Origin of the sequence: Vibrio sp. B7, assembly GCF_963888765.1 — a bacterium.
Lineage (GTDB): Bacteria > Pseudomonadota > Gammaproteobacteria > Enterobacterales > Vibrionaceae > Vibrio > Vibrio anguillarum.
The window spans coordinates 19,036-40,752 of sequence record NZ_CAWPKR010000040.1; the positions used below are offsets into that span (position 1 = coordinate 19,036).

Here is a 21,717-nt window from a genome sequence, read left to right on the forward strand (position 1 = left end):
TAAAAGTGGAAACTGCCGGGTGAAGGTAGTTTATACCACTCAATTCATATCGTTTAGTTAGCCCTTAAGGTTGATATAGATTTCTTCCACTTTAATACGTGCCCATTCAGTTTTACGTAAAAACTTCAAGCTTGATTTAATACTCGGATCCTTTTTAAAGCAGTTAATATTGACCATATAGCTGAGCTCTTCCCAGCCATAGTATTCAACGAGCTCCGTGAGTAGTTTTTCTAAAGTGACCCCATGCAGCGGGTTATTATCTTGTGTCATGATCCAATTATTCAATGGCGTTATTTAAGCTAAGTATAGCAGGCACAGGAGTTAAATTAGGACAAAATATTAGGCAATATAGGAGGTTGTTAGTGTGAAAACTTGGTGTATTGGCAGGTTAGAGGCTAAGTCCAACCTGCTCAATTAGAATGGATTACTCTTCCCAAACAACCAGTTGTCCTTTTGGCCAATTGTGCCCCATTTCATGATATTTCTGTTCTAATACATGCCGCTTGATTTTTAAGGTAGGAGTGAGGACACCATTTTCGATTGACCATGGCTCCTTTATCATTAGCACGCCTTTGATTTGCTCATGCGATTCCAATTCCTCATTCATCCGCTTAATGACTTTTTGAGTAGTACGCTCATAACGAACGCGATCAAAATGAGGGAAATTATGTGGAACAACTAGCAAAATAGGGGCGGGAAGCCCTAAGCCAATCAGACACATCATCTCGACTCGAGTGTATTCGAACAGTTTATTTTCGATAGGTACGGGAGCCACAAACTTGCCTTTGGCTGTTTTAAAGGTGTCCTTTTTGCGCCCTTGAATGGTGAGATAACCTTCAGCATCAATAAAACCGATATCGCCAGTATGTAGCCATCCTTCTTTATCAAATGACTCTTGAGTTGCAATGTCATTTTTATAATAGCCAGAAAATAGTCCTTGGCCACGCACCATAATCTCATGATCATTATTAGCGATTTTAAGTTCGATTCCTGGGCCTGCTCGTCCAACCGACCCCAATTTGTCGGCTCTAAACGGGTAGTTCAGGGTGCTATAAGCAAAAGATTCTGTCATGCCCCAAGCTTCGGTAATGTTCAGCCCAATTTGGTGATACCACTCTAATAACGCCGGTGATACAGGAGCCGAGCCACAACCAAGCACACGTGCTTGATCAAGCCCTAAGCCATCAGCAAGTTTCTTCTTAATCAGCGTGCTTACAAAAGGGATCTTTAGCAGAAAATTGAGCTTTTTCTGCGGTAATTTGTCTTGAATGCGTTGCTGAAATAGAGTCCATAACCTTGGTACTGAGATAAAGAGCGTCGGGCGCTGCATTTTGACATCTTCAATAAAGGTGTCTAATGATTCAGGGAAAGCCGTTTGTACCCCACCCATGATGGAAGAGCCAAAAATATAAACACGTTCAGTAATATGAGCCAAAGGGAGGTAGGAAAATAAACGGTCGTTTTCTTGAATTCCAATGTGGTTTATAAGTTGTTGAGCTGACCAGCTAAATGCACCGTAGGTCAGCATAGCCCCTTTCGGCAAGCCCGACGTACCCGATGTATAGACTAAAGACATCAACTTATTGTCATGATGTACAGGGCGTTCTGTGCTTGGCGGATAGTGCTCAATCAATTTTGTAAACAGGTGATCGCAAGTGGGAGCTGAATCATAGGGTAGCGCAATACTGATGATATCTGGTAAATGGCTCAATACTTGTTGGGTGGCTTGTCCGTTATCGAGTTTACCCACAATGACTATTTTTGTTTCGCTATGGGTGAGGCAGTATTCGATGGTATCGGCGCCAGCCGTTGGAAAAATGGGAACACTGACAAAGTCGCCGAGCATCATTGCGAGATCACACACAAACCATTCAGCGCAGTTTTTGGAAATGAGTGCAATTTTATCTTGGGGTTTTGCCCCTAGCGCTTGTAGCGCCGAGGCGAGCCTGAGTGCTTTATCGGCGACTTCAGCATAGGTGTATTCAACAAATTTTCGGTTAATAATTTGTCTTAAATAAACTTGGTTGGGGCGTTCCGCTGCCCATTTCAAGATCATTTCATTCGGTGGTGGGAGAGCACAAGTTGCTTTGCTTAACTCGTTAGGCTGAATCATTCTCTAACTCCATGTTATTGGCAAAAATATTATTATTCTTATGTTAATGTTTTGTTAACTTTAGCATGGTGGAATGGTTAGGTAAAAGAAGATTGTAGTTACTAAACGTTAAAGTTGCGCGCTGGATTCACTTTCTTATTTTGACACTATTAACTCAGAGTGACGTTTATTTCTGTTCAGTTGAATCTATCCTTCGGGTCGATTTCTGGGTGAATATCAATCACATGTTTTAAGTAATCTTGATGATAGCGAAGGGCATTGACACAGTGTTTATCAAGCTTGCCGCTCACGACCATTTTTTCCAGTTCGAGAAGGGCAAAAGGAACAGACCAAGCTTGTTTGTATGGACGATGGCTTGTTAAGGCATCAAAGACGTTGGCAACAGCAATAATGCGTGCCGATATCGGGATATTGTCTTGCATTAGGCCGTAAGGATAGCCACTGCCATCCAAAAACTCATGATGATAAGCGACGATCTCTTTTAATATGGATATGCAAGGGTGATCAGGTGTACCTATGTCATCAATAATTTGATTAATGATTTCAATCCCTTTTTCTATGTGGCTATACAGTTGAGCACGCTCTGGTTTATCTAATGTATTTGGGTTAAGTAATAAGCTTGTCGGTAGGGCAAGTTTGCCTATGTCGTGATAGCGCGAAAACTGGATGATGTTATCAATGGTTTCATCATCCAGTTGATAAATGTCAGCAACTTCCGTAGCGATGACTTTGGCATAACAGCTAATACGTTCTTTATGCTCTTTCGATTCCAGTTGATGCTCTGGGGAGCGTGCTTGAGTCAAATTTACAGTCTCTAAAATAGTGTGGACTAGGTCGTATTCAGAGCAAACTGCAAAGCGAATCATCTCAATAAAAGGTTCTACATTCTGTTTTACTTGTTCGGTAAACAAATGGCTTTGACACGAGTTGAGGAAAATAAAGCCAATAAATGCTTGTTGATGGTAAGTCGGAATTGCCAGTGATGAACAATAACCTTGTTCAATTAGCCAGCGAGTATGAGGATAGTCTGGCTTCAATTGGATTGGGATATTTTCAACGCTACGACTCTGGCCGTTTTGTGCGCATTGCTTAAGGACTGGAAGCTCAGCAAGTGGAAACTCGTAATGTATAAGCTCACCCCCGTGAAAGGTGCTGTCGGCGTAGGTTTTCAAATTATCATGGTGATGGTCGTATAGCGCAAAAGAGATACGGTCAATCTCTGGGACTTTGACTTGCATTCGTTGGTGTATGTTAGCCAGTTGCTTATTGAGTGGACCAACATGTGGAAAATAGGCGTGCTCGCAACCTTTGCTATGCGTATCCATCGCGTGTTCCTCTGCGCTACAGGGTCTCCAAGGTTGAAATGGAGAAGCTCTTCTAATTGATAAGTTTAGAACAGATAAGCGATGCGTGCGTGAAATTTAAATAAAAAATGGGTTATATAACCAAGCAATATGAGGTGGTACTGGAAAGCCATTGGATGACGCTGGGTCACTAGATAAATACGGCTATTTGACGCCATGTTTAGTCACAAGGCGTATAGCCGATTTTAGCTTAATCCAAGCGCAATGCCACTGAGCGTAAAGAATATAACCAGCCAGACAATAGGCAGTTTGAGCTGTTTTAGCAGGTAAAAACCGATCAGAACAATCGCCATGTCTAAATTGTTGCTGACCGAGCTTGTAAATACAGGGTGATATAAGGCTGAGAGCAGCAAACCAACGACGGCGGCGTTAACACCGTTGATTGCTCCTGATACTGATCGATAGTTTGCTAAGGCTTGCCAATTTTTAAGCACGCCGAGCAGTAACAAAAAACCCGGCAAAAAGACGGCAATGGTCGCCAGCGTTGCGCCTAAGATTGGCGCTTGTGGTAGTAGAGCGTAGCCAATGTAAGTGGCGAAGGTAAACATTGGACCAGGAACCGCTTGTGCTGCGGCATATCCTGTTAAAAACAGATCTGGGTCAAGCGCGTCGCCAACCAAATTTTGCAGTAATGGAAGTACGACATGCCCACCGCCAAACACTAAGCTACCCGCTTGATAAAAGTGGTTAAATAGAGCGATTTCAGGCATTAAGTGGGCGGAAAAAGGCAAACCGACTAGTAAGCCAATAAAGAGAGCGAAAGGGACGAAAGCGGGGACAAATGAACGTTCAGTGGCTAAATCTTGACTAGGGAGCCATTTCACTCCGATCAGCGCTGCCCCAATGAGAACTCCGATTTGCGTTCCAATACTGGGTGTAACAATCAGCATCACAGCGGTGGCCACACACAACCCAACGGTTAAGCGATTCTTACAGAAGTTTTTATACATTCCCCATGTGGCATCCGCGACAACCACAACGGCTAGCAGTTTTAAGCCGTGAATCACGTTTTGAAATAAGGGGGTTTGTAGTAATTGGCTGCTGGCGATGGCAAGGACAACCATGATCAAAACCGAAGGGAGTGTAAAACCAGCAAAAGCGGCGCATCCACCCAATAAGCCACCACGATGGTATCCTAGTGCAAACCCAACTTGGCTTGAACCTGGCCCTGGCAAAAACTGACTTAAGGCAACGATCTGTGCGTATTCTTTATCTTCAATCCATTTTAATTTTTCAACGAATGTATTGCGGAAATAACCAATGTGAGCGGCTGGCCCGCCAAAGCTTATCCACCCAAGCAGAAAAAAAGTTTTGAAAATAGTAAACATGTGCATAAGCACTCTTAAAGAGACGTTGTTTCGCTACTTTAAAAGGATGTTTGAGCAGATTCAAATTTAATCCTTAACCATTTGTAAACCGCAGAAAAACGATAAACAGACTGGCATGGGTTAACTGAGTTTAAACTTAGTCCAAACCTTAGATCGCCAACGCCTAAACATGATGATTCCTCTGAACCATTCATCCACCGAAATGGCCACCCATGCACCCATAACTCCCCATCCCCAATGTAGGCCAAATAAGTAAGTTAAACCTGCGCCAAAAGTCCACATGCTTAATATGCCCATCTGCACTGGAAAGCGAATGTCTCCTGCGCCTTTGAGTGCGGCAATAAAAATTAGGTTAAACGTGCGCCCGGCTTCCATTGCAATGGAGCCAGCAATTAACCCTGCGACCAAGGCCGTTATCTCAGGATCAGAAGTGAAGAGGGCGATGATGTCAGCGCGCAGTAGATAAATTGAGATCGTCAATGTGCTGGAGACGAGAAAGCCAACCACAAAATATTGTTGTACTTTAGTCAGAATCTCATCCACCCAACCTTTACCAATGTAGTAGCTAGTTTGAATTTGCCCGGCTTGCCCAAGAGCCACTGAGAATGCAAAGGCGAGACGGGCAATATTTTGCGCATAAGTAAACGCGGCCAATGAAGCCGTGCCCATTTTTACAACGAAAAAAATCACCGTCAGTTGCATCATGTTATAGGAAAGAATCTCTCCCGCATTCATCATGCCGATCTTGATGATCTTCTGGTATAGCGGCTTCGGGATGATTTTCCACTCTTTCACCGGTAGTGATATGTGGTAGTACTTAACGGTGTAGTACAGCAAAATAGTGCTGACAATTTGGCTGAACACTGTTGATATCGCAACCCCTTGTACACCGTAGACGGGCAGTCCAAAGGGTTGAAAAATAGCAATATAGTTACCGATGATATTCAATAATCCGGCAAATAAATTAATGAACATCGGCGCTTTGGAGTAGCCGTTACTGCGCAAAATCGTCGCCAGTACAATGCCGATGGTAACGTTTACTGTAAAGCTTCCACTGATAACCAGATATTCATAGCCATATTGTGCAACCTGCGCTTCTAGGCCGTAGGCATTCATGACTGAATTAGCGCTCAAATAAGCGGCTAAACTGAGCGATGAGCCAATGATTAATCCAAGCAGTAAACTGGCCACCCCAACATGTGCCGATTCACTTTGGCGGCCAGAGCCATTGTATTGCCCAATTAGGATCCCTGTACCACTGCTGACCATCATTGAGACAATCAGCAAGAAAAAATTGATTTGAGTGATAACCCCAACCGCTGATACAGCCTTGTCTGAATAACTACTCAGCATAAATACATCACTGGTGTTAATCGCCGTCCGTAATAAAATCTCAATAAAGATCGGCCAAGTCAAAGTGACGATATTCATTCGGTTATTCAGTTCTACACGGCTTTGGGGCATGGGCTAAAACTCAGCAAGGTAAGTCGAACTAGAGAAGATGATGGTGCAAGGTGGTGGGCTGCAAAATATCTCACTAGAGCCTACCTGTGCGTATTGTATACGTAATTTAAATAAAATCAGTTAAGTGAAGGGAATTGTTTTAGAGTTTTCGTGGAAACGTTTACATTGTGGTGTTTTGATCACAGATTGAAAGCGAGTAAGGCTGTTAGACTTTTTCAAGAGCGAGAATCAACCTCTATCGGTATCCCAATAGGAGAGTATGGTGAAAGTATTAGTGACGGGCGGTATGGGCTATATCGGAAGTCATACCTGTGTACAAATGATACAAGCGGGTATCGACCCCATTATCGTTGACAACTTATCTAACGCGAAGATTGAAGTATTAAGCCGTATCCATGCACTGACAGATAAAACGCCCGTGTTTTATCATGGTGATATCCGTGATGAGGCCTTTCTCGATAAGGTATTTTCTGAACATAATATTGATGCTGTGATTCATTTCGCAGGTTTAAAAGCCGTCGGTGAATCCGTGATAAAACCGCTCGAATATTATGACAATAACGTCAATGGTTCGTTGGTGCTAGCGCGCAGTATGCGTAAAGCTGGAGTGAAAAGTATTGTATTCAGTTCATCGGCGACAGTGTATGGCGATCCTGAAATCGTGCCGATAACTGAAGATTCTCCAACCGGATCAACCACCAATCCTTACGGTCGTAGCAAATATATGGTTGAGCAGTGCCTGTCGGATTTAGTGGTTGCTGAGCCAGATTGGAGTGTGACCTTACTGCGTTACTTCAACCCTGTGGGGGCTCACCCTTCGGGCACTATGGGCGAAGACCCGCAAGGTGTGCCGAATAATCTGATGCCGTTTATTGCCCAAGTTGCGGTAGGGCGCCGCGAGAAGTTATCCATATTTGGTAGCGACTACCCCACACCGGATGGTACGGGTGTGCGTGATTACATTCATGTGATGGATCTAGCCGATGGCCATTTGGCCGCTTTAAATACGGTTGCGATGAAAGCGGGAAGGCATATTTACAACCTTGGATCGGGTAACGGATCGAGTGTGTTAGAGATAGTTTCAGCCTTTGCTCAAGCAAGTGGTGTTCCTATTGCTTATGAGATTTGCCCACGACGCCCGGGTGATATTGCCGAGTGTTGGGCTAGTACCACAAAAGCGGAGCGAGATCTGGCTTGGAAGGCGACGCGCAGTATCAATGAAATGGCTGCTGATACATGGCATTGGCAATCCAATAACCCGCAAGGGTACTAGTTTTATCCGGCGTGACGCGTCGGACTATCAAATAGCATAATTGAGTAAGCAATATGTCGAATGTTGAATTTAACCCAGTGGATCATCCACATCGTCGCTACAACCCACTCTCGGGGCAGTGGATTTTAGTCTCACCACATCGCGCTAAACGCCCTTGGAGTGGGGCTGATGAAAAGCCAGCGGTAGATGAACTGCCAAGTTATGATCAGAAGTGTTTTCTTTGTCCGACAAACGAGCGTATTTCTGGTGATGTCAACCCAGACTACCAAGGTACGTACGTATTCAACAACGACTTCGCAGCACTGATGGTAGATTCGCCAGATGCATCGGAGTCCGATAGCCCTCTATTCAAAACTCAAGGTGTGCGTGGTTTGAGCCGAGTGATTTGTTTCTCTCCAGATCACAGTAAAACTCTGCCAGAGTTACCCGTGGGCAACATTCGCAGCGTGATTGATACGTGGAACGATCAAATCGAAGAGTTAGGTAAAGAGTACGTTTGGGTGCAAGCATTTGAGAACAAAGGCGAAACCATGGGTTGTTCCCAGCCTCACCCACACGGCCAAATTTGGGCTAATAGCTTCTTACCCAATGAAATTGAACGCAAGGAGCACAACCTAAAAGCGTATTACCGACAACAGGGTAGTAACCTGCTGGTGGATTATGTGCAAGCTGAGCTGAAAGATGGCTCACGCATTGTGCTGGAAACAGAGCATTGGGTGGCTGTTGTGCCTTACTGGGCTGCATGGCCATTTGAAACCATGTTGCTGCCAAAAACGCATATCCGTCGCATGAGTGAGTTGAGTGATGCGCAACGTGACGATCTCGCCGTTGCGATTAAAAAACTGACCAGCCGTTACGACAACCTGTTCCAATGTTCTTTCCCTTATTCTATGGGCTGGCATTACGCGCCTTTCTTTGAAGAGGGTACGAACATTGACCATTGGCAACTGCATGCACTGTTCTACCCACCGCTGCTGCGCAGTGCCTCGATTCGTAAGTTTATGGTGGGTTATGAAATGTTGGCTGAAAGCCAACGAGATTTAACCGCAGAACAAGCGGCGCAGCGTCTGCGCGAGCTAAGTGATGTTCACTACAAAGAGCAGTAACGTCATCTGTGCAGTTGTAGCCTTGTTGCTGCGTAAACGCACCCTAAGAACATAGGTAATCTATGTTCATTGGCTGAATTTACTTATCACCTCGCTGCACCTCCAACGACTTGGGCTTAACAAAGTTTTTTTCATAGCGCTAAGTGGTTAATGAGAAATGAAAACCAGTTTATGAGTTTAGGAATGCAAATGTTTGATTTAATCCAAAATGTGAGAGCGTCTTTTGAGCAAGTGTTGGGCTACGCGCCTAGTCATATCATCCAAGCGCCAGGCCGTGTAAATTTGATTGGTGAGCACACCGACTATAACGACGGTTTTGTGCTCCCCTGCGCAATTAACTATCAAACCGTGGTAGCGGCTGCCAAGCGTGAAGATAATTTAGTCCGCATCGTATCTGTTGATTATGGCAATGCACTTGATGAGTTTGACCTCACCCAAGAGATTACTTTCCAACAAGACAAAATGTGGGCGAACTACATTCGCGGCGTGGTGAAATGTTTGCTTGCGCGTGGGTACTCGTTTACTGGGGCGGATATTACTGTCAGCGGTAATGTTCCACAGGGAGCGGGGCTTAGCTCTTCGGCTGCGCTTGAGGTCGTGATCGGTCAAACCTTTAAAGAACTTTATCAACTGGATATTTCTCAAGCGGAAATTGCACTAAATGGTCAACAGGCCGAGAACGAATTTGTCGGCTGTAATTGCGGTATTATGGATCAAATGATTTCGGCGCAAGGTCGTGAAAACCACGCGCTACTTTTAGATTGCCGTAGCCTAGAAACACAAGCGGTTTCAATGCCAGAAGAGATGGCAGTCGTGATCGTCAACTCCAATAAAAAACGCGGCTTGGTGGATAGCGAATACAACACCCGCCGTCAGCAGTGTGAAGAGGCTGCGCGTATTTTTGGCGTCAAAGCGCTGCGTGATGTAAGCATTGAACAGTTTAACCAAAAAGTTTCTGAGCTTGATGAGTTGGTGGCTAAACGTGCTCGTCACATCATTACTGAAAATGACCGTACTGTTGAAGCGGCCCAAGCGCTGCGAGCCCACGACATGAAGCGCATGGGCGAGCTGATGGCTCAATCGCACGCATCGATGCGTGATGATTTTGAAATTACGGTCAAAGAGATTGATACCTTGGTTGATATCATCAAAGAGGTGATTGGTGACCAAGGCGGTGTGCGTATGACTGGGGGCGGCTTTGGTGGCTGTATTGTGGCACTTGTCCCACCGACATTGGTTGATGCAGTGAAAGCGGCTGTCGATGAGAAATATGAAGTGGCGACTGGCCTCAAAGCGTCGATTTACGTCTGCCAAGCAAAAGAGGGCGCTGGTCTAGTGGCGGCTTGCTGCACATCTTCACTTGTTCACACTATGACTCAGCAAGTAGCCTATGATGGCCGCCCGGCACAACTTGTCAGTTTGACTAACCGCATTGGTAGCCGCGTAGTATTAATGGATATTGGTGCAACATGGCTCAGTTGTGAGTTGGCGCTTAAGGATGGGGAACGCAGAGAAGTTCTGCTGGGTGTTTCCACCATGAGCGACTTCCAGAAACAACAAAGCTATATGGGCGTCACTGTGGGACGTTATGCCAACCGGATCGCTAAAGGCCAATTTGAATTAAATGATCAACGCTATCAAGTGACGACCAACCAAGCTGGAAATAGTTTGCATGGCGGTCTTGAAGGGTTAGATCAGCGTCGTTGGACTATTGCTCACAAAAGTGCTCAACAAGTGACGTTTTCAATCCATTCATCGGATGGTGACCAAGGTTTTCCCGGTAATGTTGACATTGCCGTGAGCTATGAACTGAACGATCAGAATCAATTGATCCTCCGCTATTTAGCGACCACAGATAAACCAACGCCGCTTAATTTAACCAACCACGCCTATTTTAATTTGCTAGGCGCAGAGAGTGATCATACGATTTTAGATCATTCACTCTTTATAAAAGCCGATCAATTTTTACCCACAGATCCACATGGAATCCCATTGTCAGGGCCAAAATCTGTCATCGACACGGGCTTTGATTTTCGCGTTGCAAAATCAATAGGTCGTGACTTACTCAAAGATGAGCAGCAACAAGCAAGCAAAGGGTATGACCACAGTTATTTATTGCCCGACAAAACTGATTTAACCGTGTGCGCCGCGCAACTGAAGTCACCAGATGCAAAGGTAACCATGAGCGTATTTACGACTAAGCCAGCCATACAACTTTATAGTGGAAACTGGCTATCGGGGACGCCCAATCGGCGAGGTGGGGTTTATCAAGGCTATGCGGGGGTCGCATTAGAAACTCAATACTTGCCGGATGCTCCCAATCATGCCGAATGGCAGCAACCCAGCTGTATTACTCTGCCAGGGCAAGAATATACTCATACTACCATTTACCAATTTGACGTTTAAGGTGGGTGCGTCGCTTAGATGTTGAGTATTGATGCCCAAAGTGGCGAGTGAAAGTGTAACCTGAGTGCGTCAGATTTTTTCTACCGAATCTCGACGCACCAAAGTCGGTGAGAAAATCATCGGTTCTTTTTCTATCGTTTCGCCACGGGCTAATTGGAGTGCCAGTTTAGCGGCTTTTTCAGCCATCATCTCGATTGGGTAGCGGATGGTGGTCAGCCTTGGGCGAATGTAGCGTGCGATCAACGCATCATCAAAGCCGATCACTGAAATTTGCTCAGGGCTTTTTACACCATTCTCCTCAAGCACATTTAACGCGCCCGCTGCCATATTGTCGTTGTAGGCGACCACGGCAGTCATGTCGATCGAACGGATCAGCAAGTGAGTCATCGCTTGCTCGCCACCTTCGCTGTGTGGTTCGGCCAACTCGATGTAATTAGGAGCGATCTCAATACCGTGATCTTTCAACGCGGCTTGATAACCAGCTACGCGATCTGTAGCGTCTTCAATCGAATGAGAAGAGCCAATACAAGCGATTTTTTTATGACCGTGGCGGATCAAAAACTCAGTCGCCAAATAAGCACCTTTGTAGTTATCCAATGAGATGCAGCGGTTAGCCAGTTGCGGGATATGACGGTTGATCAATACCATCGATTTCACTTCGGCGGCGTAGTCGATCAATTCTTGATCCGATAAACCTTTCGAGTGAATCACCAAAGCGTCACAACGGCTGTTGATCAACAGTTCAATCGCTTGGCGCTCTTCTTCAGCACGGTGATAACCATTGCCAATCAACAGATGCTTGCCATTGTCATGAGCCACATTATCGACCGCTTTCACGAGCATGCCAAAAAAAGGATCGGAAACGTCACTGACTAGCACACCTATGGTGTCGGTACTTTGGCTGACTAAAGCTCGTGCGGCGGCGTTAGGCCGATAGCCAAGTAAACTCATTGCGGCGGTGACCGCTTCAATCGATGTTTTACTCGCTTTAGGGGATTTATTGATGACTCGTGAAACCGTTGCCACTGACACACCGGCTTCGCGAGCTACATCTTTTATGGTAGCCATATTACACCTCTTGCTATTGCTCGCTGTATTTAACAATGGTGGTGTAAATAAGGCAAACGAACAATGCAATCAATGTGATAATTACGACTTTCTATACAGGTAAATCAAGGCTTCTAATTAATGTAAACGTTTAAAATTGGAATAAAAGCTAATGCGCTAACGGACCGTAGCAATCAGCTTATCAATGATCGCATGATGACAGGGTTTTACCCCTGCTAAATTACCGTATTTCGGCGCGAGGCGATCGTTAATCAGCGGATGTTGCCAGCCAACCGTGTGCTCAACAAAATGGCGCGCAAAGGTTTCTGAAAACTCTAAACAACCAGCCAGCACGGTATCGACATAGGTTTGTACAATAGGGCTTCGCTCGCAGGGAGGCTCTGGTGCCTCTTTGACATAAACCCAAATCGGCCATTGGAGGTTAAAAGCGTCATTACTCTCGATTTGATTGGTGTTGAGGGGGACTCGCTCATAACCACGTTCTCGACGGTCAAATTCTGCCAAAGCGGTTTCATCGATCTCCAGCAGTACGCCGTTGACTTGCCCTTGTCCTTCATTCACCACCAAAGGTGACAATATGTAGCTCTCATCAATTTTTCCCCAGTAACGAACTAAACCATGCGCGACCACGGGAATCGCTCTTCCTGTTTGCCCTGTTAACTGGCGAGAAGCGGAGTTGATCAAGCTGCCATAACCAAAAATATACATCATCAGTGAATTACGACTCCTTATTGAAAAAACGTAACCGATGCAAAATCCAAAACTCTAAACCAAAAATACCAACCAGTGCGATGCAAAAGAGAGCAAAAGCAACGGGGGATTCAGTGCCGGGAATACCGCCGACATTAACCCCAAGTAAGCCAGTTAAAAAGCTTGTTGGTAGAAAGATCGCCGCAATCACCGAGAATAAATAGGTGTTTTGGTTCATCTTCTCTGCATGATATTGACGTAATTCCCCTTTGATCAGTTCGAGCTCACCAAGGTAAAAATCGAGGGTTTCATTAATGCGCGTGATGGTGTTAACGCTGTGGCGCAGACGCAAGTTTTTATCATTTGCCAGCGAGACTTGGGAATCACTGAAATCATCGATGGCGTATTGCTGAGGTTTGATAAAACGTTTGATTTTGAGCAGCGCTTTATGCGTCTGCATCAGCTCGTCACTGAGTTCAATTTCGTTATCGTATTGGGTGATTTTCGCTTCAATGCTGTTTAAGTAGTTATCGATGTTTTTGTTTAAACCATCAATGATCTGCACGAGTACATCTGAAAGAGTTTGCGGGCCTTGCCCGGCCTGCAGTAGGTCACGGATTACATTGACGGCTTTTGACGGGATTTTTCGGGTTGAAAACAGCGCGCCATTGAAATAGAGAATGCGTACGCTCAACATATCTTCCGGGTTGGCGTTGTCGTTCATGTTGACGCCACGCAAAATCAGTAAAAAGTTATCATCATCGTATTGCTCAAACAGTGGGCGAGTGTCCTCTGCTAAGAGGCTGTCGACAATTGAAGTGGGGATCTGATACTGCAGCAACCACTCTTTTAAACCGTGAATATCGCGTTGGCAGTGATACCAATTCCCAGCTTCAATCAGTGAAGCACTATTGAGTTTTTGCTGCGGAGCGGATGCAGAAAAATGCCACTGGTCGATCAAAAATTCCATGAATATCCTTATCACTTGCTCCTCAATGACTCAGCATTGAGGAGCAGTAGATTATACCAATTGAGATCAGAAGCCGCGCATTTGAATACGGCGCAGAAACTCAGTCATGATCCTATCGTAAAGAAGATCGCCTAAAAACGCATCCTCAACTTGGTGATCAATACTAGGGTTATCATTCACTTCAATTACATAAACTTGGCCATCAATCTCTTTCAAGTCAACGCCGTACAGGCCACTGCCGATAAGGTTTGACGCTTTTAAGGCAACATCAACCACGTTTTTAGGTACTTGTTTTAAATCCAAGGTTTCAAAGCCGCCAGAAGAGACTCGGCCACTGTTGTGGTGTTGATAAATTTGCCAGTGGCCGCGGCTCATCATGTATTTGCAGGCGAAGATGGCTTGGCGGTTCATTACACCGATGCGCCAGTCAAAGTCAGTTGGCATGAAGGCTTGTGCCAAAATCAGAGCACTTTTTTCAAACAGTGCGCCGGCTTCGCGTTCCAGCTCTTGCTCGTCGCGTACTTTGACCACGCCACGTGAAAATGCGCCATCTGGAATTTTTAATACCATGGGAAAGCTCAATTCCTGCATGACATTGCTTTTCCATTGCTCATCAAAACTTTGCAAAATCACGCCTTTTGGCGCAGGCACTTTATTGCGTTGCAACAACTCAGTTAAGAACACTTTATTGGTGCATTTCATGATCGATTCAGAATCATCCATCACCACTAAGCCCATTTTCTCAGCCGTTTTTGCAAAGCGGTAAGTGTAATTACTGATGTTCGTGGTGGCGCGAATAAACAAGCCATCAAATTCACCCAAACGCGATAAGTCATCCGGTGAAATGGTTTCTAGGTTAACCCCTAAACGGTTTGCGGCGCGGCGAAAACGTTTTAATGCTGAGGGATCAGAAGGTGGCATTTTCTCTTCTTCGTCCACTAGCATGGCAATATCGTAACGGTATTTTTTCTCTTGCTTTGGTTTACGCCAAACTTTGGTTGAAAACAGCTCTAATGATTCGACGAAGAAATCTTGCTCTTGGTCGTTCAAATCTTGGAATGGGAAAGGACCAATTTTGCTGATTTGCCACTGCCCTTGAACGCGGTTCATTTCCAACTCAATAACGGGCACCATAAACTGTTCAAACAGACGGCGAGCCAGTTTATCCAAGCCTTTTTCTGCGGTGCGGCCAAAATAAATTTTGCACTGTATAAAATCGGTTTGGGCGCACAGCTTATTGAGTTTCAATAAGCCAGAAGAGAGTAAAAAGGGTTGATTGATGTCGTTGATCGCCATCACTCGAGGGATAACGCGGTGGCCGCGTGCCTCTGCCATCAGCGAGCAGTAATAGCCGCTGCTCATGTAGCCATAATCGCGACACAGGTTGACCACTTGCAGACTGCGATGAGTATGGGTGCCATTACTGTTGAGGTATTGGTCTACACTTACCACTTGCTCTGAGGGGAAATATTGTTGCCAGTCACTGGACTGGTCGGTCACGATCAAAAGGTTTGCCATTGCTATTCTTTTCCTTAATCAATAGGAATAATATTGAGCCGCAATCTTGCCAACCACTTAAGGACGTCGTATGGACTTTCGTCTTGCGAAAAGTGCTGATCTCACTGCTCTTAATGCGTTAGAACAACAGCTGTTTGACGGAGATAAAATCTCTCCACGTCAAATGAAGCGTTTTTTACATTCCAACCAAGCGGTGTTGTTTGTGGCCGATACCGGCACAGAGCTGGCTGGATATGCATTGCTACTATTTCATCAAGGTACACAGCTATCAAGGTTGTATTCGATTGCCGTAAAACCTGATTTCAGAGGCCGGAGGATTGCTCAAAATTTGGTCGAGCAATGCGAGCGTGCTGCTCTTGATCAAGGTGCCACTACATTACGATTAGAAGTGCGTGAAGACAATACGGCAGCGATAAATTTATATGAAAAAATGGGCTATAAAACCCTGAAATTTCTTATCCATTATTACGATGATTTGTGTAATGGACGCCGGATGCAAAAACGCTTGTCGCCACAAGGGCCTAAGGTGCAATTGCCAATGCCACTTTATGTTCAGACTACGCCATTTACTTGCGGTGCGGCATGCTTGCTGATGAGCTTTTCTTGCTTGTCTAAATCGTTTGAGCCGAGTCGCACCGCTGAGCTGCAACTGTGGCGAGAAGCGACAACGATTTTTATGGCGGCAGGGCACGGTGGGTGCAGCGGCCAAGGGTTGGCATTGGCTGCTAGTCGACGCGGTTATCATGTGGAGCTGTGGAGCCAATCCAAAAGCACGCCTTTTATTGATAGCGTGCGAGATGCCAATAAAAAACAAGTTATCGAATTGGTTCATCTTGATTTTTGTGAGCAGCTTACTCATCAGGATGTGGCGATGATTGATGCACCACCGAGTCAAGAGCAACTGGAAGCGTGGGTGACGGAAGGGGCATGTGTGCTGCTACTCATCAGCACTTATCGTTTCGATGGTAAGAAAGAGCCGCATTGGATCGTACTCAGTGGTATGAGCGATAAATTCTTCTTCATTCACGATCCACATGCAGAAACAGAAGCGGATGCGATGGCTTCGGCCTTCATTCCGGTCGGCAAAAAAGCGCTGTCACAAATCATTGGTTTTGGTAAACAAAAACAGACGGCTTGTGTGGTGATTAGCTCGAACAGCAGTGCCATGCGTGTAACTACGGGTTAGGATAGAGTTTAAGTGAATTCATTGAGTCATAATGACTGTTTTTTATTGAGTTGTTATGACTCTTTTTTTGAGTGATATTTCTTATTTTATTGTTTTTATTGGGCGTTTTTATTGGCTTGAATTATGCGTATGGTGTTGGTCGTCTGTCATTATATCCACCACCGCCGTAAGAGGTCACAGTGCTCAATATTACCGATATAAAAGTAGAACAACGCATACCCGCTTGGTTGCGCCTTGGTTTTCGTCCCTTTTTCCTACTTGGTAGCGTATATGCCGTTTTAGCGGTGACGTTATGGGTCTGGATGTTTCAAACCGGTCAGCCATCGGCATTGCAAGTTCCTGCGCTGTGGTGGCATGTACATGAAATGCTGTTTGGTTTTGCTATGGCAATTGTGGTCGGTTTTCTATTGACTGCCGTACAGAACTGGACTGGCATTAATGGCACGAAACATTATCGCTTAGCCGTGTTAGTCGCCTTGTGGCTAGCGCCTCGAATCTTATTGTGGACGCCGACACCTTTGTGGGTCATCTCTTCTGTCGAAGCGCTTTTTTTGGCGGCTTCGGCCTATGAAATTGGCCGCCGAGTAGTGCAAGCGAAAGGCTGGAAAAATCTCTTTTTTGTACCGCTGTTTCTTTTAGCGATCGGCGCGAACTTTGCGAGTTATGCCACCATCAAAGGAATGCCGCCCTTTAGCTCGGCGGCGGTATGGCAGGCGATGTTGTGGTGGTTCACATTGTTGCTATCGGTCATGGGAGCACGCGTGATCCCTTTCTTCAGCGCAAGGCGTTTTAACTTTGAAAAAGCACAGCCATGGGTATGGCTCGATTGGTTAGCCAATGCACCCATTGCGGCCTTGTTTATTTTGAGTTTCTTCCCGCTGACGATGGTGCAGATTGGTCAGCCTATCATGTTACTGGCTGGATTAGCGCAGTGGGTACGTTGGATGCGTTGGAAACCATGGCTAACATTGAGTGAGCCTCTGGTTTGGTCGCTGCACGCTGCGTATGCCTGCATTCCTTTGAGCTTATTACTGCGCGGGTTGATTGATGATGTATATGTCACTCATAACCTGATCCATCTCTTTGCTATTGGAGCCATCTCAGGCTTGATTTTGTCGATGATTGCACGCGTGACCATGGGGCATACCGGCAGGGCGATTTATCAAGGGCCTAAAATGAGTATTGCGTTTGCGGCTTTGATGATGTCGGCATTGGTACGCAGCCTCGGTGTAGCGTTTTTTCCAGCACAACTCTTTTTGATGGTGAATATCAGTGCCGCACTCTGGATATTGGCTTTTACTCTGTTTGTGTGGAAATTCGGCACGATGTTACTTACGCCGAGAGTCGATGGCCACCCGGGATAACGGTTTGGCTCGTAACGTGGAAGTAGCAAAATAAAAAAGTAGAAAGTAGCCTAGCAGTAGAAAGCGCGCAAAAGAAAAAGGCTTGGCACATCGCCAAGCCGTTTTATCAGAAAAACTGGATCAGTTATGGCTGTGCAGCATGCTGTTCAGTTCAACGGCTGATTTATTGGCTAAACACTCAATTTGACCTGTGATCGAGTTGCGACGGAAAAGTAGATCCGATACACCAGCTAAATCACGTGCTTTAACGATCTCCACTTCTTGGCCTTGGTTATCGAGCATACGCACTTTAGTACCAGCAGTTACATATAAACCTGATTCTATCGTGCAGCGATCGCCGAGTGGGAAACCTAAGCCTGCATTTGCGCCAAGCAGTGAGTTTTCACCGATAGAGACCACGACCTTACCGCCGCCAGAAAGCGTACCCATGATAGAAGCGCCACCGCCGATGTCCGATCCATTACCAACAACTACACCAGCAGAAATACGCCCTTCAACCATGCTCACGCCTGTTGTACCAGCGTTGAAGTTGATAAAACCTTCATGCATCACAGTGGTACCTTCGCCCACGTGCGCGCCAAGGCGAACGCGCGAGGTATCCGCAATACGGATGCCCGCTGGGACAATGTAATCAACCATTTTCGGGAATTTATCGACACAATCTACCGTTAAAGCACGGCCTGCAAGGCGAGCTTCAATTTGACGATCCGCTAGTTCAGGTAGGTCGATAGGGCCTTCATTGGTCCATGCGATGTTGTGCAGCAGGCCAAAAATACCATCAAGCACAGTACCGTGTGGTTTCACTAAACGGTGTGAAATCAGTTGTAGCTTCAAAAAACCTTCAGCGACCGATTGAGGCTGTTGGTCGGAAGCTAAAATAACCAGCACCAGTGGTTGTGAGGCGTTAGCGGCCTTATCGGCAAAACTGGCATTGTTAGCCTGATCATGTCGAGCAAATATCGCGGCGAGTTGGGCGCTTTGCTCAGTTGAGATGTCGATATACTGGTTGCCTTCGCCATAACCAGAGACTTGAGCAAGCTCGCTTACTAGTGCGTCACTTGGGTTGAGAATTGGCGCTGGAAAAAACGCTTCAATAATTTTTCCATCACGGTTTTTGGTTGCCGTGCCAAAGGCAAGTGCAAAGTAAGCCATTTTGATATCTCCATGTTGTCACTATTGATGCGCTCGCCAGCGTAGGTTGAGCATCATTGCGGCGCACTCGATTTATCAAGCATCATAAAGAGTGAGGCAGGGGGAGGAAAGGGCAAAAGAGGAGAAAGTCCGTAAAACGATACCTTTTGTCTTTTTAGCGATATATTTCTTTAGACAGAAATATAAAACCGCTGACGAAGCAGCGGTCTTTTCACGTTCTATTATCTTAAGTTAAGCGTTTAATCGCCTTAAGCTGCATCTTCTTCTGGTGCTTCGTCTTTTACCGCTTTGGCTTTTTTAGGCTTAGCCGGTGCAGGCTTGCGCTTTGCGCCAAGTGCGTAAAGCACTTCTTCTTTGTTTTGAGCTAAGAACATCGCCAAAGCTTCTTGCTTGGCTTCATCTTCTAGCAACTCACTTTTCCCTAACAGTTCGAAAAGCTCATCTGCCATATCGAGCATTTTGTCATAAGCGTCAGCGTCTGCTTTAGAGGTAAAAGTCATCTTTTCTTCTCCGTTGCGTTCCACCACGTACTTGACGATTACAGCCATGGTTAATCCTCTAACTTAGTCATTAATTCTACTGGCTGTTTATACAGTTTTTAAACCATGAAGTCTAGGTGAGCAGGAAAAAGTGAGAGGTGGATGGCTACTCTTTGTTCCATTGATAACAAAATTCAATAAAGTGTTTGAGCAGTGGGCTTTGGTATTTTTCTTTATGCACCAATAGCCAGAAACGACGTTTCATGTCCAGAGGAACATCGAGTCTTTTAACCCGGCCATCTTGCAGTGCTGAATGCGCAGCAAGGGTGGATAAACAACCCAAACCTAACCCTGCCGAAACACTGTTGATTAAGGCTTCAGTGGTATTCAATTCAAAGGCTTCATGCCACTGCTCAAGTCGTGGTGCGATAGCCCGTAAGAAAAACTCTCGCGAGCCAGAACCCGCTTCGCGCAATACCCATTGGCTCTGTTCGAAATCATTGAGGGTGAGCTGATTTATCATTGTGAGCGGATGTTCGGGTGCGCAAATAATACACATTTCATCGTGTGAAAAAGGCGTTGAAATCAGCTCTGGGTGCAGTGTTTTTCCTTCAATCAACGCAAGATCCAGTTCGTAATCGACCAACTTTTGGCAAATCAGCGCCGAGTTGGAAATAAACAAACTTTGCGAGATGTGTTGGGTTTGCTGGCGAAATTGACTGAGTAGATAAGGCGCAACATGGTTGCCAATCGTATCACTGGTACCAATGCGCAATTGGCCTGCGAGGGTTTGCTCACTGTCAAACAGTTGGTTGATGTTGCTCGCACGGCTTAGCAGTTCATCGGCGAGCGGCAACAGTTTTTGTCCCTCTTGATTGAGGATTAAACGGTTATTGACCCTATCGAACAGCGCATGCCCAAGCTGTTTTTCCAGTTCAGACAGTGACATGCTCACGGCCGCTTTTGACAAAAACAGCGCCTCTGCAGCTTGGGTCAAGGTTTTGTGTTGCGTAATCGAAGTGAATACTTTCAATTGCTTAAGAGAAATATTGGCAGCCATAATTTTGTTTAATTAATCTGAACGTGTGTTCTATATATTTAGATATATCAGAACAAAAGGCAAGCGTATGATAGCGACATTGAACAACTACTTTGTTAGTTCTGATGAGAGGTCAATATGATTCGAGCAGCAAAAGCGAAAGTTATGGGTGCGCCAACCCCTATGGCGGGTTTAGCTCTAGGCATCGCAAGCTTGGGTTGGAGTTGGGAAAACTTTGCACCATTACAAGGTTATGGCCAATTAAGTGGGGCCGTTATTGCCAGCGTGTTGCTGGTGGTTCTTGCGTTTAAATTTCTCTTTCATGGCCACTTATTACGCCAAGATCTCGCTCATCCGGTCGTGGGCAGTGTTGTGCCTACTTTTGCGATGGGCACAATGGTGGTTTCCAATTCATTAGGCCATTTTTACCCAATGGCTGGTGATGCGTTATGGCTATTTGCTGTGGGTTTACACATCATCTTCTTGGTTAGTTTTTTGTACCATCGTGCGCAGTCTTTTGAACTTCACCACATGGTGCCAAGTTGGTTCGTTCCACCTGTGGGTATTATTGTGGCCGACGTGGCGTTTTCTGGAAACCCAGCACTTGCACCAATCGCAAATGCAACCATGATGTTCGGTTTAGTCGCTTATGCGGTGATGCTGCCGATGATGATTTACCGTTTCATGTTCACGCATGAAGTTCCAGATGCAGCAAAACCAACCATGGCTATTTTGGCGGCACCAGCGAGCCTCTCATTGGCTGGTTACTTAACTGTCACGGCTAACCCATCGCCAGTGATCATCGGCATTTTATTTGGTATTGCCGTGTTAATGACAACGATTATCTACTTAGCTTTCTTTAAATTATTACGTTTGCCTTTTAGCCCAGGCTACGCAGCGTTTACCTTCCCAATGGTGATTGGTGCAACGGCGCTATTTAAACTCACACATTGGATGGAAACCGTTGGGGTGAGTGCTGAGTATGTACAGCAAGTGCATTGGTTGGCTGGGTTAGAGTTGATTGTGGCAACTATTGTGGTGGGTTATGTTGCTATTCGTTACTTAAATTTCTATCAACCTCATCGCGTGCTACTCAGCAGCATGAATGAGCTAGAAGAGCAAGATGAACACGCATTGAACTGTGAAATGAAATAGCCTGCAGTTTAGGCAATTCAAAACATAAAATTCTCAAGTATA

Annotated in this window: 18 protein-coding genes and 1 pseudogene; 7 read left to right on the forward strand and 12 right to left on the reverse strand. The window is 45.5% G+C overall.

Features of this window, described 5'->3' with window-relative positions; all coding sequences use genetic code 11:
- Nucleotides 1–57: 57 nt before the first annotated feature.
- The 5 genes from AACV32_RS16945 to AACV32_RS16965 form a co-directional block, all read right to left on the reverse strand.
- Nucleotides 58–270 (reverse strand): VF530 family protein, encoded by a 213-nt coding sequence (locus tag AACV32_RS16945; RefSeq protein WP_017046551.1) that lies wholly within the window; start codon nt 268–270, stop codon nt 58–60.
- A gap of 154 nt (nt 271–424) precedes the next feature.
- Nucleotides 425–2,113 (reverse strand): AMP-binding protein, encoded by a 1,689-nt coding sequence (locus AACV32_RS16950; RefSeq protein WP_013856134.1) that lies wholly within the window; start codon nt 2,111–2,113, stop codon nt 425–427.
- Nucleotides 2,114–2,289: 176 nt separating this feature from the next.
- Nucleotides 2,290–3,438 carry an HD domain-containing phosphohydrolase gene (locus AACV32_RS16955; protein ID WP_017046553.1) on the reverse strand — a complete coding sequence of 383 codons (1,149 nt, stop codon included), beginning with the start codon at nt 3,436–3,438 and terminating at the stop codon, nt 2,290–2,292.
- Nucleotides 3,439–3,662: 224 nt separating this feature from the next.
- Nucleotides 3,663–4,811: a chromate efflux transporter gene (chrA, locus tag AACV32_RS16960; protein WP_170895500.1), complete on the reverse strand. Its 1,149-nt coding sequence runs from the start codon at nt 4,809–4,811 to the stop codon at nt 3,663–3,665.
- Between the two features lie 114 nt (nt 4,812–4,925).
- Nucleotides 4,926–6,269 (reverse strand): MATE family efflux transporter, encoded by a 1,344-nt coding sequence (locus AACV32_RS16965; protein WP_373568410.1) that lies wholly within the window; start codon nt 6,267–6,269, stop codon nt 4,926–4,928.
- A 259-nt stretch (nt 6,270–6,528) separates the two neighbouring features.
- On the opposite strand from AACV32_RS16965, the gene galE reads away from it, so the two are divergent.
- From galE to galM, 4 genes and pseudogenes are all read left to right on the forward strand, one after another.
- Entirely contained in the window at nt 6,529–7,542 is a 1,014-nt protein-coding gene (galE, locus tag AACV32_RS16970) for a UDP-glucose 4-epimerase GalE (protein WP_094144444.1), read from the forward strand.
- A gap of 53 nt (nt 7,543–7,595) precedes the next feature.
- Entirely contained in the window at nt 7,596–8,648 is a 1,053-nt protein-coding gene (locus tag AACV32_RS16975) for a UDP-glucose--hexose-1-phosphate uridylyltransferase (protein ID WP_170895501.1), read from the forward strand.
- Between the two features lie 189 nt (nt 8,649–8,837).
- A pseudogene (galK, locus tag AACV32_RS16980) lies at nt 8,838–9,986 on the forward strand (galactokinase); the annotation flags it as partial.
- A gap of 33 nt (nt 9,987–10,019) precedes the next feature.
- Nucleotides 10,020–11,054 carry a galactose-1-epimerase gene (galM, locus tag AACV32_RS16985; protein WP_249339511.1) on the forward strand — a complete coding sequence of 345 codons (1,035 nt, stop codon included), beginning with the start codon at nt 10,020–10,022 and terminating at the stop codon, nt 11,052–11,054.
- Between the two features lie 69 nt (nt 11,055–11,123).
- Here the strand turns inward: galM and AACV32_RS16990 are convergent, their stop codons facing one another.
- The 4 genes from AACV32_RS16990 to AACV32_RS17005 all read right to left on the reverse strand — a co-directional run bounded on the left by AACV32_RS16990 (nt 11,124) and on the right by AACV32_RS17005 (nt 15,300).
- Nucleotides 11,124–12,122 (reverse strand): substrate-binding domain-containing protein, encoded by a 999-nt coding sequence (locus AACV32_RS16990; RefSeq protein ID WP_026027964.1) that lies wholly within the window; start codon nt 12,120–12,122, stop codon nt 11,124–11,126.
- A gap of 156 nt (nt 12,123–12,278) precedes the next feature.
- Nucleotides 12,279–12,830, reverse strand: a complete 552-nt coding sequence (locus tag AACV32_RS16995) for a gamma-glutamylcyclotransferase family protein (protein ID WP_170895532.1) — start codon at nt 12,828–12,830, stop codon at nt 12,279–12,281.
- Nucleotides 12,831–12,840: 10 nt separating this feature from the next.
- Nucleotides 12,841–13,782, reverse strand: a complete 942-nt coding sequence (locus AACV32_RS17000; protein WP_170895503.1) for a zinc transporter ZntB — start codon at nt 13,780–13,782, stop codon at nt 12,841–12,843.
- 66 nt (nt 13,783–13,848) lie between these two features.
- Nucleotides 13,849–15,300 carry a RimK family protein gene (locus tag AACV32_RS17005; RefSeq protein WP_017046561.1) on the reverse strand — a complete coding sequence of 484 codons (1,452 nt, stop codon included), beginning with the start codon at nt 15,298–15,300 and terminating at the stop codon, nt 13,849–13,851.
- A 70-nt stretch (nt 15,301–15,370) separates the two neighbouring features.
- On the opposite strand from AACV32_RS17005, the gene AACV32_RS17010 reads away from it, so the two are divergent.
- Together AACV32_RS17010 and AACV32_RS17015 are read left to right on the forward strand one after the other, a co-directional pair.
- Nucleotides 15,371–16,486: a GNAT family N-acetyltransferase/peptidase C39 family protein gene (locus AACV32_RS17010; RefSeq protein WP_017050433.1), complete on the forward strand. Its 1,116-nt coding sequence runs from the start codon at nt 15,371–15,373 to the stop codon at nt 16,484–16,486.
- 179 nt (nt 16,487–16,665) lie between these two features.
- Nucleotides 16,666–17,850: an NnrS family protein gene (locus tag AACV32_RS17015; protein WP_094500451.1), complete on the forward strand. Its 1,185-nt coding sequence runs from the start codon at nt 16,666–16,668 to the stop codon at nt 17,848–17,850.
- Nucleotides 17,851–17,970: 120 nt separating this feature from the next.
- Here AACV32_RS17015 and dapD read toward each other — a convergent pair whose 3' ends face one another.
- The 3 genes from dapD to AACV32_RS17030 form a co-directional block, all read right to left on the reverse strand.
- The gene (dapD, locus tag AACV32_RS17020; RefSeq protein ID WP_013856147.1) at nt 17,971–19,002 is read right to left on the reverse strand and encodes a 2,3,4,5-tetrahydropyridine-2,6-dicarboxylate N-succinyltransferase; all 1,032 of its coding nucleotides are present in this window, start codon (nt 19,000–19,002) and stop codon (nt 17,971–17,973) included.
- Between the two features lie 248 nt (nt 19,003–19,250).
- Nucleotides 19,251–19,550 (reverse strand): YebG family protein, encoded by a 300-nt coding sequence (locus AACV32_RS17025; RefSeq protein WP_010318120.1) that lies wholly within the window; start codon nt 19,548–19,550, stop codon nt 19,251–19,253.
- A 97-nt stretch (nt 19,551–19,647) separates the two neighbouring features.
- Entirely contained in the window at nt 19,648–20,541 is an 894-nt protein-coding gene (locus AACV32_RS17030; protein ID WP_013856148.1) for a LysR family transcriptional regulator, read from the reverse strand.
- Between the two features lie 117 nt (nt 20,542–20,658).
- Between AACV32_RS17030 and AACV32_RS17035 the strand changes: the two genes are divergently transcribed.
- Entirely contained in the window at nt 20,659–21,675 is a 1,017-nt protein-coding gene (locus tag AACV32_RS17035; protein ID WP_013856149.1) for a TDT family transporter, read from the forward strand.
- Nucleotides 21,676–21,717: the final 42 nt, after the last annotated feature.